This window comes from Pseudomonas sp. Irchel s3a10 (assembly GCF_900187525.1).
GTDB lineage: Bacteria > Pseudomonadota > Gammaproteobacteria > Pseudomonadales > Pseudomonadaceae > Aquipseudomonas > Aquipseudomonas koreensis_G.
Genome location: NZ_FYDR01000006.1, coordinates 360,788 through 375,004, shown reverse-complemented (window position 1 = coordinate 375,004; position 14,217 = coordinate 360,788). Strand labels below are relative to the sequence as shown.

At 60.4% G+C, this 14,217-nt stretch carries 12 protein-coding genes; 3 read left to right on the top strand and 9 right to left on the bottom strand.

Annotation, left to right across the window (positions count from 1 at the left end):
- Nucleotides 1–8 precede the first annotated feature (8 nt).
- From CKW11_RS19685 to CKW11_RS19665, 5 genes are read right to left on the bottom strand one after another with little or no spacing between them, the layout of a single operon-like run.
- Nucleotides 9–281 carry a DUF2160 domain-containing protein gene (locus tag CKW11_RS19685; protein WP_095138888.1) on the bottom strand — a complete coding sequence of 91 codons (273 nt, stop codon included), beginning with the start codon at nt 279–281 and terminating at the stop codon, nt 9–11.
- Nucleotides 282–291: 10 nt separating this feature from the next.
- Complete coding sequence (locus CKW11_RS19680) at nt 292–1,092, bottom strand: carbohydrate ABC transporter permease (RefSeq protein WP_027614646.1); 801 nt, start codon at nt 1,090–1,092, stop codon at nt 292–294.
- A 10-nt stretch (nt 1,093–1,102) separates the two neighbouring features.
- The gene (locus CKW11_RS19675) at nt 1,103–1,969 is read right to left on the bottom strand and encodes a carbohydrate ABC transporter permease (RefSeq protein WP_007961995.1); all 867 of its coding nucleotides are present in this window, start codon (nt 1,967–1,969) and stop codon (nt 1,103–1,105) included.
- Nucleotides 1,966–3,075 carry an ABC transporter ATP-binding protein gene (locus tag CKW11_RS19670; protein WP_095138886.1) on the bottom strand — a complete coding sequence of 370 codons (1,110 nt, stop codon included), beginning with the start codon at nt 3,073–3,075 and terminating at the stop codon, nt 1,966–1,968. The genes CKW11_RS19675 and CKW11_RS19670 overlap by 4 nt, the downstream gene beginning before the upstream one ends.
- Nucleotides 3,075–4,169: an ABC transporter ATP-binding protein gene (locus CKW11_RS19665; RefSeq protein ID WP_095138884.1), complete on the bottom strand. Its 1,095-nt coding sequence runs from the start codon at nt 4,167–4,169 to the stop codon at nt 3,075–3,077. Before CKW11_RS19665 ends, CKW11_RS19670 begins: the two co-directional genes overlap by 1 nt.
- Before the next feature lie 380 nt (nt 4,170–4,549).
- On the opposite strand from CKW11_RS19665, the gene CKW11_RS19660 reads away from it, so the two are divergent.
- Nucleotides 4,550–6,397, top strand: a complete 1,848-nt coding sequence (locus CKW11_RS19660; RefSeq protein WP_095138882.1) for a sigma-54-dependent Fis family transcriptional regulator — start codon at nt 4,550–4,552, stop codon at nt 6,395–6,397.
- Nucleotides 6,398–6,603: 206 nt separating this feature from the next.
- On the opposite strand, the gene cysS is transcribed toward CKW11_RS19660, so the two are convergent.
- Both cysS and CKW11_RS19650 read right to left on the bottom strand, forming a co-directional pair.
- Nucleotides 6,604–7,986, bottom strand: coding sequence for a cysteine--tRNA ligase (gene cysS, locus CKW11_RS19655; RefSeq protein WP_047291685.1), 1,383 nt, complete (start codon nt 7,984–7,986; stop codon nt 6,604–6,606).
- Nucleotides 7,987–8,008: 22 nt separating this feature from the next.
- The gene (locus CKW11_RS19650; RefSeq protein ID WP_047291683.1) at nt 8,009–9,709 is read right to left on the bottom strand and encodes a glutamine--tRNA ligase/YqeY domain fusion protein; all 1,701 of its coding nucleotides are present in this window, start codon (nt 9,707–9,709) and stop codon (nt 8,009–8,011) included.
- A 250-nt stretch (nt 9,710–9,959) separates the two neighbouring features.
- Here CKW11_RS19650 and CKW11_RS19645 point away from each other — a divergent pair, with 250 nt between their 5' ends.
- Both CKW11_RS19645 and lpxH read left to right on the top strand, forming a co-directional pair.
- Nucleotides 9,960–10,466, top strand: coding sequence for a peptidylprolyl isomerase (locus CKW11_RS19645; protein ID WP_095138880.1), 507 nt, complete (start codon nt 9,960–9,962; stop codon nt 10,464–10,466).
- The gene (gene lpxH / locus CKW11_RS19640; protein ID WP_095138878.1) at nt 10,463–11,215 is read left to right on the top strand and encodes a UDP-2,3-diacylglucosamine diphosphatase; all 753 of its coding nucleotides are present in this window, start codon (nt 10,463–10,465) and stop codon (nt 11,213–11,215) included. Before CKW11_RS19645 ends, lpxH begins: the two co-directional genes overlap by 4 nt.
- A 125-nt stretch (nt 11,216–11,340) precedes the next feature.
- Here the strand turns inward: lpxH and CKW11_RS19630 are convergent, their stop codons facing one another.
- Nucleotides 11,341–12,870: a DHA2 family efflux MFS transporter permease subunit gene (locus CKW11_RS19630; RefSeq protein WP_007961985.1), complete on the bottom strand. Its 1,530-nt coding sequence runs from the start codon at nt 12,868–12,870 to the stop codon at nt 11,341–11,343.
- A gap of 140 nt (nt 12,871–13,010) precedes the next feature.
- A complete protein-coding gene (locus tag CKW11_RS19625; RefSeq protein ID WP_095138874.1) occupies nt 13,011–14,213 on the bottom strand; it encodes an efflux RND transporter periplasmic adaptor subunit in 1,203 nt (400 codons plus the stop codon).
- Nucleotides 14,214–14,217: the final 4 nt, after the last annotated feature.

Sequence of the window (14,217 nt, the reverse complement as noted above, 5' to 3'; positions counted from 1 at the left end):
CGACTCGACTAGCCCCAGCGCATCACAACCAACAGCCACACCAGAGACAGCGCGGACGCTACCCAGATGCTCCAGTCGGTGACGCCGATTACCAGCAGATGCAGGTAGGCGCTGCCGAGAAGACCGATGAACAAGCGATCGCCACGGGTGGTGGCAATCGGCAGAAAACCGCGTCGCAGGATGCTTGGCGAGCGCAATTCCCACGTCGTCATCCCCACCAGAATCAGGCCGATGACGATAAAGAATGCAGCTGTAGGTGTCGTCCAACTCATCCATTCCATCATCAGCTCCTCAGACCCGACCGAGGGCAAAGCCCTTGGCCACGTGGTTGCGAACAAACCAGATCACCAGCATGCCCGGCAGGATGGTCAACACCCCCGCCGCCGCCAGCACGCCCCAGTCGATACCCGAAGCCGAGACCGTGCGGGTCATCACTGCGGCGATCGGCTTGGCGTTGACCGAGGTCAGCGTGCGCGCCAGCAGCAGCTCGACCCAGGAAAACATGAAGCAGAAAAACGCCGTGACGCCGATGCCGGAGCCGATCAACGGGATGAAAATCTTCACGAAAAACTTGGGGAAACTGTAGCCATCAATGTAGGCGGTTTCGTCGATTTCCTTCGGCACACCCGACATGAAGCCTTCCAGAATCCACACCGCCAGCGGCACGTTGAACAGGCAGTGCGCCAAGGCCACGGCAATGTGCGTGTCGAACAGTCCGATCGACGAATACAACTGAAAGAACGGCAACAGAAACACCGCCGGTGGCGCCATGCGGTTGGTCAGCAGCCAGAAGAACAGGTGCTTGTCGCCGAGGAAGCGATAGCGCGAAAACGCGTACGCCGCCGGCAGCGCCACACTCAGCGAGATCACCGTGTTCAGGCTGACGTAATACAGCGAATTGAGATAACCGGTGTACCAGCTCGGGTCGGTGAAAATCACCTTGTAGTTGTGCCAGGTGAAATCCTGCGGAAACAGGGTCAACCCGCCGAGAATTTCAGTGTTGCTCTTGAACGACATGTTCAGCAGCCAGTAGATCGGCACTAGCAGAAACAGGATGTACACCAGCAACGGGATCAGCTTTCTCTTGCTCATGGCCGGGCCCTCAGCGATTGGCGTCGGAATGGGTCATGGCGGTGTAGAACAGCCACGAGACCAGCAGGATGATCAGGAAGTACACCAGCGAAAACGCCGCCGCCGGCCCCAGATCGAATTGGCCGACGGCCATCTGGGTCAAGGTCTGGCTCAAGAAGGTCGTGGCATTGCCCGGCCCGCCGCCGGTGAGCACGAACGGCTCGGTGTAGATCATGAAACTGTCCATGAAGCGCAGCATCACCGCGATCAGCAGCACGCTTTTCAGTTTAGGCAACTGGATGTGCCTGAACACTGCCCAGGCCGAGGCGCGGTCGATCCGCGCCGCCTGGTAATACACGTCGGGAATCGCCCGCAACCCGGAGAAGCACAGCAGTGCCACCAGCGAAGTCCAGTGCCAGACGTCCATCACTAGCACCGTGACCCAGGCGTCCATGGTGTTGGCCGCGTAGTTGTAACTGATGCCCAGCGCATTCAGGCTCGAACCGAGCAGTCCAATATCGGCGCGGCCGAAGATCTGCCAGATGGTGCCCACCACGTTCCACGGGATCAGCAACGGAATCGCCAGAATGATCAGCACCACCGACGACCAGCGGCCCTTGGTCGGCATGGTCAAGGCGACAGCGATGCCCAACGGGATTTCGATCAACAGCACGCAGGCCGAGTAGATGAACTGGCGCAGCAGCGAGTCATGCAGGCGCGGATCGAGCAGCACCTGCTTGTACCAGTCGGCGCCGACAAAGTAGCGGCTGGACTGGTCGAAGATGTCCTGCACCGAGTAGTTGACCACGGTCATCATCGGGATCACCGCACTGAACGCCACCAGCAGGAACACCGGCAACACCAGCCACCAGGCCTTGTTGTTCTGCACCTTGTTCATGGCTGCACCTCTTCATCGGCTTCAAGCAGAAACTCATCGGCATAAACCATCAGCCACTGCGCAGGAAAACTGATGTACGCCGTGCCCTGCGGCACCGGTTTGTCTTCGGCCAGACGCACTTTCAGCGGTGCGCCATCGAGGTCAAGGGTGAGGATCTTGTAGGTGCCGAGGTCTTCGACGTGTACCACCCGCGCCTGCATCGCGTCATCAAACGGCTCGTCCCAGACGTGAATGAACTCCGGGCGAATGCCGACCTTCAGATTTTTCCACTGACCGTGTTCGATATGTCGTTGCAGGGCGGCGGACAGTGGCAGGTGAGTCGAAGCGAAACCGACCCCGCCGGGCTGCGGTTGCACTTCGATCAGGTTCATCCCCGGACTGCCGATGAAGTAGCCGACAAAGGTATGGCTCGGCCGCTCGAACAACTCACGGGGCGTGCCGAATTGCACGATCTGCCCGCCATACATCACCGCGATCTTGTCGGCGAAGGTCGAGGCCTCCAGTTGATCGTGGGTGACGTAGACCATGGTGATGTTGAACTGCTCGTGGATCTGCTTGAGCTTGCGCCGCAGCTTCCATTTCAGGTGCGGGTCGATCACCGTCAGCGGCTCGTCAAAGAGAATCGCCGAGACATCGTCACGCACCAGACCACGGCCCATGGAGACTTTCTGTTTTTCGTCGGCGGTGAGGTTGCGCGCCTTCTTGCTCAGCAGGTTTTGCAGGTCGAGGACTTCGGCGATTTCCTGCACCTTGCTGAGCACTTTCGCCTCGGCCATGCCCTGATTTCTCAGAGGGAAGGCCAGGTTATCGAACACGCTCATGGTGTCGTAGACCACCGGGAACTGGAACACCTGGGCGATGTTGCGCTTCTCCGGGGTCAGGTCGTTGACCGCTTTGCCATCGAACAGCACATGCCCTTGCGAGGGGCTGAGCAGGCCGGAAATGATGTTGAGCAAGGTCGACTTGCCGCAACCCGAAGGGCCGAGCAAGGCATAGGCGCCGCCCTGCTCCCAGACGTGATCCATCTCGCGGATCGCGTAATCCTCCGCGCCGCTCGGGGTTTTGCTGTAGCTGTGGGCGAGGTGCTGCAAACGGATTTCGGCCATCAGGCAACCCTCGCGACACGTTGGCCCGGTGCCTGCACCAGACGGCCCTGCGCATCGAACACGAACAGTTTGTGAGTCGGGATGTAGATGCGGATCGGCGCATCGACGTCGTATTCGTGAACCCCCGGCAGGTGCAGCACCAGCAGGAAATGCTCGTTGCGCACATGCAGGAAGGTTTCCGAGCCGCTGATCTCCGCCACTTCGACGGTAACCGCCAGCTCCAGATCGTCATCGTTGCTCGGCACCAGCGAGATATGGCTGGGGCGCACGCCAAAGCGAAACTCGCCCTCGCCTACAGGACGCAGGTCGACGTTCAGCGGAAAGTGCACGAAATTGGCGAAGCTGACTTCGTTGCCGGCAATGCGCCCGGGCATCAGGTTGATCGGCGGTTCGGAGAACAGCTCCGCCGCCAGCACGGTTTGCGGCTGGTGGTAAACCGAGGTCGACGGGCCGCTCTGGATCACCCGGCCCTCGTGCAGAATCGTCGTGGTGCCGCCCAGCGCCAACGCTTCGTTGGGCTCGGTGGTGGCGTAAATCGCAATGGTGTGACGCAGCTTGAACAGCTCGCGCATTTCCTGACGCAGCTCTTCGCGCAGCTTGTAATCGAGGTTGACCAGCGGCTCGTCGAACAGGATCAGTTCGGCATCCTTGACCAGCGCCCGGGCCATCGCCGTACGCTGCTGCTGGCCGCCGGACAGCTCCAGCGGATAGCGCTGCAGGAACTTCTCGATGCGCAGCATCTTCGCGGTTTCCAGCACCTTGCTATGAATGATTTCTTTGGAAACACCGGCCTGACGCAGCGGCGAGGCGATATTCTCGAACACGGTCATGGTCGGGTAATTGATGAACTGCTGATAAACCATCGACACGTTGCGCAGGCGCACCGGGCGCTGGGTGACGTCGACGCCGTTCATAAGGATGCGGCCGCTGTCGGGCTTATCGAGCCCGGCCATTAAACGCATGAGGCTGGTTTTGCCGGACAGGGTACGGCCGAGCAAAACGTTGAACGAACCGGGTTCGAATTTCAGGCACGCATCGTCGATCCAGGTCTGGCCCTCGACGGTGCGGCTGACGTGCTCCAGGGTGAGTGACATGGCTCGGCCTTTTTATTATTGGAGTCAAGCGACCTGTGCAGCAGAGCGACATTCGTGCCAGAAATGACAAGTGCTTGATTTGTCGTGAAAAGGGCTGAAAACGCGGGAAATGGGCGTTCATTGCTGAACACATTTGAACAGTTGGGCGATTGACAATGAACAATAGTGAACAACACTCTATGAACGCTTTTTGCCCAAATTCTGTGAACGATGAAAATCCAATGTGGGAGCGGGCTTGCTCGCGAAGGCGGTGGTCAGTCGATGTAAATGTGTCTGATATACCGCTTTCGCGAGCAAGCCCGCTCCCACAGTTTTGATCTGTGTTGGTTTTGAAAGCAGTGCCATAACAACAATAAAATGCCCTTCAGAGGCCCACCACCATGGCCGCACCTGCCCCGCCGCTGTCCCACGACGCAATTGTCCAGACCTCCTGGCAACGTTGCCGCGCGTTCGGCCTTGACCACCAAAGCACCCCGGCCTTCGATCAACTGCCCGCCGCCGGCATCGCGCAGTTGCTCGACAGTCACCACGCGCTGGTGCAGACCACCCATCAGGAAGTGCTGCCGTACTACGAGAACATCCTGAGCAACTCCAACTGCCTGATCATGCTCGCCGACCATCAGGGCCAGGTGCTGACCTCGTGGGGTACTCAGCGCTTTATCGAGCCGAATCTGGCGCGGGGGTTTCAGGCCGGGGCGAGCTGGATGGAGCGCTGCAGCGGCACCAACGCGATCGGTACCGCGCTGGCCTGCGAACAGGCGGTGCACATCGAGCACGATGAACACTTTCTGAAAGCCAACCGTTTCATGACCGGTTCCGCCGCGCCGATTTTCGATGCCGAGCGCAAGGTGATCGCGGTGCTCGACGTGTCCAGCGACAGCTACCTGCCGCCGTCGCACACCCTGGGCATGGTCAAGATGATGAGCCAGACCGTTGAGAACCGGCTGATCCTCAACCTGTTCCATGGCCAGCACTTTCAACTGACCTTCAACACCGGGTTGAACAACCTCGACAGTCAGTGGGCCGGTTTGCTGATTTTCGATGAGAGCGGTCAAGTGCTGTCGGCCAATCGCCGCGCCGACAATCTGCTCGGCGTGCGCTTGTCGCGGGTCAGTGTCGAGAGCCTGTTCAACGTGTCGCTGCTGGAGCTGATCAATCAGCCGGACGGCTTGCCGTTCGCCCTGCAGACCTCCGGGCGCAACCGTTTTCAGTGTTTGCTGAAGCGGCCGAAACAGGCTGCGATCCAGCCCCGGGTGTTTGCAGACCCGAAAAACACCGAAACGTCGAACAAACCAGCTGGAGCGATCAGCCTCAGCACCCTGCACTTCGGTGATAGCCGCGTCGAGAAAGCCGTGCGCCAGGCCGAACGCCTGCTGGAAAAAGACATTCCGCTGCTGATCCACGGCGAAACCGGGGTCGGCAAGGAAGTCTTCGTCAAAGCTTTGCATCAGGCCAGCTCGCGCAGCAAACAGGCATTTATCGCCGTCAACTGCGCGGCGATCCCCGCCGAACTGGTGGAGTCGGAACTGTTCGGCTATGAAAAAGGCGCGTTCACCGGTGCCAACCAGAAAGGCAGCATCGGCCTGATCCGCAAAGCCGACAAAGGCACCCTCTTCCTCGACGAAATCGGCGACATGCCGTTGCCGACTCAGGCCCGGCTGCTGCGGGTGTTGCAGGAGCGCTGCGTGCAACCGGTGGGCAGCAGCGATTTGTTCCCGGTGGATCTGCGGATCATCTCGGCGACCAACCGCTCTTTGCGCGAACAAGTGCAACTGGGGCGGTTTCGTGAGGACTTGTACTACCGCATCGGCGGTTTGACCCTGGAGTTGCCACCGCTCAGAGAGCGCAGTGATAAGGAGGCGCTGTTCAAACGCTTGTGGGAACAGCATCGTGAGCCGACGCAGTGGGCCGGGCTCAGCCGCGAAGTGCTGGAGCTGTTCGAGCGGCACCCGTGGCCGGGTAATCTGCGTCAGGTCAGCAGTGTGATGCAGGTAGCGCTGGCAATGGCCGAGGAGCAACCGGTGCGGCCGGAGCATCTGCCGGATGATTTTTTTGTCGATCTGGAGATGGAGCCGGTGGAGAGCGTGCAGCCGCTGGGGCTGGATCTGAATGATGTGGAGGCGTTGAACCGCGAGTTGAAAGCGTCCGGGGGCAATATTTCGCATCTGGCACGCAGACTTGGTGTGAGCCGCAATACCCTCTACAAGCGCTTGCGCCAGGCTGAATGATGCGTCGGCCTTGTGGGCCTCTTCGCGAGCAAGCCCGCTCCCACAGGGATTTGCGACCGACTCAGGATTGGTGGCGTAACCGATGACCCGTGTGGGAGCGGGCTTGCTCGCGAAGGCGCCAGTCCCTTCACCACAAAAACCACAGCGCCCCCCCAAAAACAAAAACCCGCACACGGCGGGTTTTGTTTTTAAAGCGGATCAGGCATTCAGTCAGCCAAACGCCAGGTAGTCCCACCCTTGCCGTCTTCCAGCACCACGCCCATTGCCGTCAGCTGGTCACGGATACGATCGGACTCAGCCCAATCCTTACCCGCACGTGCCGCCAGACGCGCCGCAATCAACGCATCAACCTCAGCCGCATCGACACGCCCTTCAGCGCCCGCCTGCAGGAAGTCATCGGCTTCCAGCTGCAACACGCCCAGCACGCTCGCCAGTTCTTTCAGACGTGCCGCCAGACCGGCCGCCGCGTCGAGATCGCTCTCGCGCAGACGGTTGATCTCACGCACCATCTCGAACAGCACCGCGCAGGCTTCCGGCGTGCCGAAGTCGTCGTTCATCACCGTGGTGAAACGCTCGACAAAGGCTTCGCCACCAGCCGGAGCAACGCTCGGCAGGCCTTTCAACGCGTGGTAGAAACGCTCCAGAGCGCCCTTGGCGTCCTTGAGGTTGTCTTCCGAGTAGTTGATCGCGCTGCGGTAGTGGCTCGATACCAGCAGGTAACGCACGACTTCCGGGTGGTACTTGTCGAGCACGTCGCGAATGGTGAAGAAGTTGTTCAAGGACTTGGACATCTTCTCGCCATTGATACGGATCATGCCGCAATGCATCCACGCGTTGGCGTAGGTCTTGCCGGTGGCCGCTTCGCTCTGGGCGATTTCGTTTTCGTGGTGCGGGAACTCGAGGTCGCTGCCGCCGCCATGAATGTCGAAGGTCTCACCGAGGCAGCAGGTGGACATCACCGAGCACTCGATGTGCCAGCCCGGACGCCCGGCGCCCCACGGCGATTCCCAGCTCGGCTCGCCCGGCTTGGCGGCTTTCCACAGCACGAAGTCCAGCGGGTCTTCTTTCGACTCGTCGACTTCGATGCGCGCGCCGATGCGCAGGTCTTCGATCTTCTTGCGCGACAGCTTGCCGTAGCCCATGAATTTGGCGACGCGGTAGTACACGTCACCATTGCCCGGGGCGTAGGCGAAGCCCTTGTCGATCAGGGTCTGGATCATCGCGTGCATGCCCGGAATGTGATCCGTGGCGCGCGGTTCCATGTCCGGCTTCTTGATGTTCAGGCGCGCTTCGTCTTCGTGCATCGCGGCGATCATGCGCTCAGTCAGCGCTTCGAACGACTCACCGTTCTCGCGGGCACGATTGATGATCTTGTCGTCGATGTCGGTGATGTTGCGCACGTAGGTCAGGTCGTAACCGCTGAAACGCAACCAGCGGGTCACCAGGTCGAACGCGACCATGCTGCGGCCGTGGCCGAGGTGGCAGTAGTCGTACACGGTCATGCCGCACACGTACATGCGCACCTTGTTGCCATCCAGCGGCTTGAAGACTTCTTTGCTCTTGGTGAGCGTGTTGTAGATCGTCAGCACTTTATATTTCCTTGACGCTAAATCACTGGCCCCACGAATCACGCAGGGTCACGGTACGGTTGAATACCGGCTGACCTGGTTTCGAGTCCTTGATGTCGGCAACGAAGTAGCCTTCGCGCTCGAACTGGAAACGGTCTTCCGGCTGTGCGTTGCCAAGCGATGGCTCAGCACGACAACCGGTCAGCACTTGCAGTGAGTCAGGGTTGATGTTGTCGAGGAAACTCGCGCTGTCTTCGGCCTTCTCCGGGTTCGGAGAACGGAACAGGCGATCGTACAGACGCACTTCGCACTCGATGCTGGCAGCCGCCGGCACCCAGTGGATCACGCCTTTGACCTTGCGGCCTTCAGGGTTCTTGCCGAGGGTGTCCGGGTCGTACGAGCAACGCAGCTCGACGATGTTGCCGTCGGCGTCCTTGATCGCTTCGTCCGCACGGATCACGTAGCTGCCACGCAGACGCACTTCGCCGTTCGGCTCCAGGCGCTTGTAGCCCTTTGGCGGTTCTTCCATGAAATCATCGCGGTCGATGTAGATTTCACGGGCGAACGGCAGCTGGCGCACGCCGAGTTCTTCTTTCTGCGGATGACGCGGCAGTTCGAGGTTTTCGACCTGACCTTCCGGGTAGTTGGTGATCACGACTTTCAACGGACGCAGCACGCACATGGCGCGCGGCGCGTTCGCGTCGAGGTCCTGACGGATGCTGAACTCGAGCATGCCGAAATCGACCACGCCATCGGAACGGTTGGTGCCGATCATGTCGCAGAAGTTGCGGATCGACGCCGGCGTGTAGCCACGGCGACGGAAGCCCGACAGCGTCGACATGCGCGGGTCGTCCCAGCCATTGACGTGCTTTTCATCGACCAGTTGCTTGAGCTTGCGCTTGCTGGTGATGGTGTAGTTCAGGTTCAGGCGGCTGAACTCGTACTGGCGCGGGTTGGCCGGCACCGGCAGGTTTTCCAGGAACCACTCGTACAGCGGACGATGGCTTTCGAATTCCAGGGTGCAGATCGAGTGAGTGATGCCTTCGATGGCGTCCGACTGACCGTGGGTGAAGTCGTAGTTCGGGTAGATGCACCACTTGTCACCGGTCTGATGGTGATGGGCGTGGCGGATGCGGTACATGATCGGGTCGCGCAGGTTCATGTTCGGCGAGGCCATGTCGATCTTCGCGCGCAGCACACGGGCGCCATCCGGGAACTCACCGGCGCGCATGCGTGCAAACCAGTCAAGGTTCTCTTCCACCGAACGGTCGCGGAACGGACTGTTCTTGCCCGGCTCGGTCAGGCTGCCACGGTATTCCTTGGCCTGCTCAGGGGTCAGGTCGTCGACGTAGGCCTTGCCGGCCTTGATCAGTTCCACCGCCCAGTCGTGCAACTGGTCGAAATACTGCGAGGCGTAGCGCACTTCGCCGGACCACTCGAAGCCCAGCCATTTGACGTCGGATTCGATCGCGTCGATGTATTCCTGGTCTTCCTTGGCCGGATTGGTGTCGTCGAAACGCAGGTGCGTGACGCCGCCGAACTCCTGGGCCAGGCCGAAGTTCACGCAGATCGACTTGGCGTGGCCGATGTGCAGGTAGCCGTTGGGCTCAGGCGGAAAACGGGTGACGATCTGGGTGTGCTTGCCCGAGTCCAGGTCTGCCTGGATGATCGGCCGCAGGAAATTGACCGGCACGGCAGGGCCGGACTTGGCATTCGAGGTAGGGTCGACAGTGGGCTTGCTCATAGGATCCTTGACTTACATGTGCGCGGCCGCAAAGGGGGCCAGACAAAACAAAGCCGCTATCATAGCCGATGCTGTCAAGGGGCTGACAGAGCGTGGCCTATAAAGGAGCGCATTTAATCACCGGGATTTGAAAAACAGCCTCGAAATTCGCGCCTGTCACGCTAAACTGCGCACCTTGGCCGATGCAGGCTGAACCGGTTTCGGTACTCAGTGTCCGAAAACCACGAATTCCTTATAAAGAGTAGCGATCATGACTCAAGTCAAACTGACCACCAACTACGGCGACATCGTCATCGAACTGGACGCGGAAAAAGCGCCGATCACCGCTGCCAACTTCATCGAATACGTTAAGAAAGGTCACTACGAGAACGTGGTGTTCCACCGTGTGATCAAGGGCTTCATGATCCAGGGCGGCGGTTTCGAGCCAGGCATGAAAGAAAAGAAAGACAAGAGCCCGAGCATCCAGAACGAAGCTGACAACGGTCTGAAGAACGACAAGTACACCATCGCCATGGCCCGCACCATGGACCCGCATTCGGCTTCGGCGCAGTTCTTCATCAACGCTTCCGACAACAGCTTCCTGAACCACACCGCCAAGACCGCTCAGGGCTGGGGTTATGCCGTGTTCGGTAAAGTCGTTGCCGGTACCGATGTAGTCGACAAGATCGAAGGCGTCGCCACCACTTCCAAGTCCGGCCATCAAGACGTACCAGCAGACGACGTGATCATCGAGAAAGCCGAGATCATCGAAGCGTGATATTGCTGATTTCAGACTTGCATCTGGAAGAGGAGCGCCCGGACATCACCCGGGCGTTTCTGGATTTGCTCGCCGGACGCGCCCGCTCGGCGAGTGCGCTCTACATTCTCGGCGACTTCTTTGAGGCGTGGATTGGCGACGACGCCATGACGCCCTTCCAGCGTTCCATCTGCCAGGCCCTGCGCCAGTTGAGCGACAGCGGCACGGCGATCTTTCTGATGCACGGCAATCGCGACTTCCTGCTCGGCAAGGCCTTCTGCAAAGAAGCCGGCTGCACCCTGTTGAAGGACCCGAGTGTCGTGCAGTTCTATGGCGAGCCGGTGCTGCTGATGCACGGCGACAGCCTGTGCACCCGCGACGTGGGCTACATGAAGTTGCGGCGCTACCTGCGCAACCCGATCACTCTGTTTATCCTGCGCCACCTGCCGCTGAGCACCCGCCACAAACTGGCGCGCAAGCTGCGCAGCGAAAGCCGCGCGCAGACGCGGATGAAGGCCAATGACATTGTTGATGTCACGCCTGAGGAAATTCCGCGGATCATGCAGCAATACGCGGTGAAAACCCTGATTCACGGCCACACCCATCGTCCGGCGATCCACAAGCTGCAGCTCGGCGAGCAAGCGGCGAAGCGGATTGTGCTGGGGGACTGGGATCGTCAGGGTTGGGCGTTACAGGTGGATGAGAACGGGTTTGCCCTGGCGCCGTTCGACTTTGCCCCGCCACCACAACTGGCAGCACCTGCCAGCTGACACAACACAAAACCCAATGTGGGAGCGGGCTTGCTCGCGAAGGCGGTGGTTCAGTCGACATCTCAGCTGAATGACACACCGCTTTCGCGAGCAAGCCCGCTCCCACATTTTTGACCGCGTTTTGCCTAGTGGCCGCTGGCAGCCGGGCCGGCCTTGGCAGCAAACGGCGGCTTCGCCAGCCACACAATCAGAATCAGCCCCATGAAGCCCCAACCCAACAACGTGAAGTAATCCACGGTGGAGAGCATGTACGCCTGGCTGGTGAGGATCTGATCCATCTGCGCGTACGCCGATTGGCTCGCGCCGCCCAAATGATTCAAGGTCTCGCGGGTCGCCGGCTCATAGGTGCTGATGCTTTCGCTCATGTATGCATGATGCTGATCGGCGCGGCGGATCCAGATCCACGTGGTCAGCGATGCGGCAAAGCTGCCGCCCAAAGTGCGCAGGAAGGTCGCAAGGCCTGCGCCGTCGGCGATCTGGCTCGGTGGCAGGTCGGACATCAGGATGCTCAGGGTCGGCATGAAGAACAGCGCCACGCCGATACCCATGAACAGCTGCACCAGAGCGATGTGCTGGAAGTCCACCTCGTTGGTGAACTCGGCGCGCATGAAGCAGCTCAGGCCAATCGCGAGGAACGCCAGACCGGCCAGCAGGCGCAGGTCGAACTTGTTCGCGTACTTGCCGACAAATGGCGACAACAGCACCGGCAGAATCCCGATCGGCGCCACCGCCAGACCGGCCCAGGTCGCGGTGTAACCCATCTGCGTTTGCAGCCACTGCGGCAGGATCAGGTTGATGCCGAAGAACCCGGCGTAACCCAGCACCAGCACCAGTGTGCCGATGCGGAAGTTGCGATGGGCGAACAGGCGCAGATTCACCACCGGATGCTGATCGGTCATTTCCCAGATGACGAACACTGCCAGGGCGATCACCGAAATCGCCGCACCGATGATGATGAAGTTCGACTCGAACCAGTCCAGGTCATTGCCCTTGTCGAGGATCACCTGCAACGCGCCGACGCCGATGATCAGCGTGATCAGACCGACGTAGTCCATCGGCTGGCGACTGGTCTCCACCGGACGCTTGGCCAGTTGCGAGCGCACCACCATCACCGCAAAGATGCCGATCGGTACGTTGATGAAGAAGATCCACGGCCAGCTGTAGCTGTCAGTGATCCAGCCACCAAGAATGGGACCTGCAATTGGCGCGACCACCGTGACCATCGCCAGCAACGCCAGGGCCATGCCGCGCCTCGCGGGGGGATAGACCGCAATCAACAGCGTCTGCGTCATCGGGTACAGCGGCCCGGCCACCAGGCCTTGCAGCACACGGAAGCCGATCAGTTCCGGCATCGACGTGGAGATACCGCAGAGGAACGAGGCCAGCACGAACAGGATGGTGGCCCAGAGAAACAGCTTCACCTCGCCGAAACGCCGACTGAGCCAACCGGTCAGCGGCAGCGCGATGGCGTTGCTCACGGCAAACGAGGTGATTACCCAGGTGCCCTGCTCCGAACTCACTCCGAGGTTGCCGGAAATGGTCGGCAGCGCCACGTTGGCGATGGTGGTGTCGAGCACTTGCATGAACGTCGCCAGCGACAGGCCGATGGTGCTGAGCAACAGGCTGGGCGGCGTGAAAGAGGCGTTATTGCTCATTGTGAATCCTTTGGAACCGGGTTGACGCCGCCCTCTTGTGGGAGCGAGCTTGCTCGCGAAGGCGGCCTGTCAGACAAATCAATGCTGAATGACCCACCGCTTTCGCGAGCAAGCTCGCTCCCACAGGGTCAGGTGTGATCTCAGCGTTGCGCGGTCTTGCTCACCGCTGCGCTGTTGTCGTGGATCAGCTGCGCAATCATCGCGTCGGCTTCAGCCAGTTGGCGGTCGTAGACGTTGGTGCTGAACGAGGCCTTTTGCGGCGGTTGCTGAGCCAGCACCGGGCCGCTCTGGTCGTGCAGGTTCACTTCAACGTTGGTCGACAGACCGACCCGCAGCGGGTGCTTGGCCAGTTCTTCGGCGTTGATGTGAATCCGCACCGGCACGCGCTGCACGATCTTGATCCAGTTACCGGTAGCGTTCTGCGCCGGCAACAGGGCGAACGCGCTGCCAGTGCCGGCGCCGAGGCTGTCGACGGTGCCGCTGTATTTCACGTCGCTGCCGTAGATGTCGGACTCGATGTCCACCGGCTGGCCGATGCGCATGTCACGCAGTTGGGTTTCCTTGAAGTTGGCGTCGATCCACAGTTGATCCAGCGGAATCACCGCCATCAGCGCGGTGCCCGGCTGTACGCGCTGACCGAGTTGCACGGTGCGCTTGGCGACATAACCGGTGACTGGCGCGATCAGGGTGCTACGGGCGTTGGTCAGGTACGCCTGACGCAGATCCGCTGCGGCCGACATCACGTCCGGGTGCGACGAGACCACGGTGTCATCGACCAGCGCGCTGGTGGTTTTCAGTTGCTGTCTGGCGTTGGCCAGGGCGTTTTGCGCCGAGGTCAGGTCGTCACGAGCGTGGGACAGCTCTTCCTGGGAAATCGCCCCGCCAGCAGCGAGGTTTTTCCGGCGGTTGTAGTTGTCCTGGGCCTTCTGCACTTCGGCTTGTTGCGCGTTGACCTGAGCTTTCATGCCGTCGACGTTGCTGTAGAGGCCACGTACCTGACGCACGGTGCGCGCCAGCTTGGCCTGGGCACTTTGCAGGCCGACTTCAGCGTCGTTCGGGTCGAAGTTGATCAGCACCTGCCCTTCGTGAACCAGATCGCCATCGTCGGCGCCGATGCTGACCACGGTGCCGGTCACCAGCGGCGTGATCTCAACGACGTTGCCGTTGACGTAGGCGTCGTCGGTGCTTTCGTTGAAGCGCCCGATGAATTCGTGATACGCCCACACGCCAGCACAGGCGAGGAGCACGATAACGGCCAAGACCAACAGCATAACTTTGCGCTTGCGCGGATTGCCGGTGTCGGGGGTGTTGGCTTGAGCTTGAGTGTTTTCGGCAGTGGCCATGACA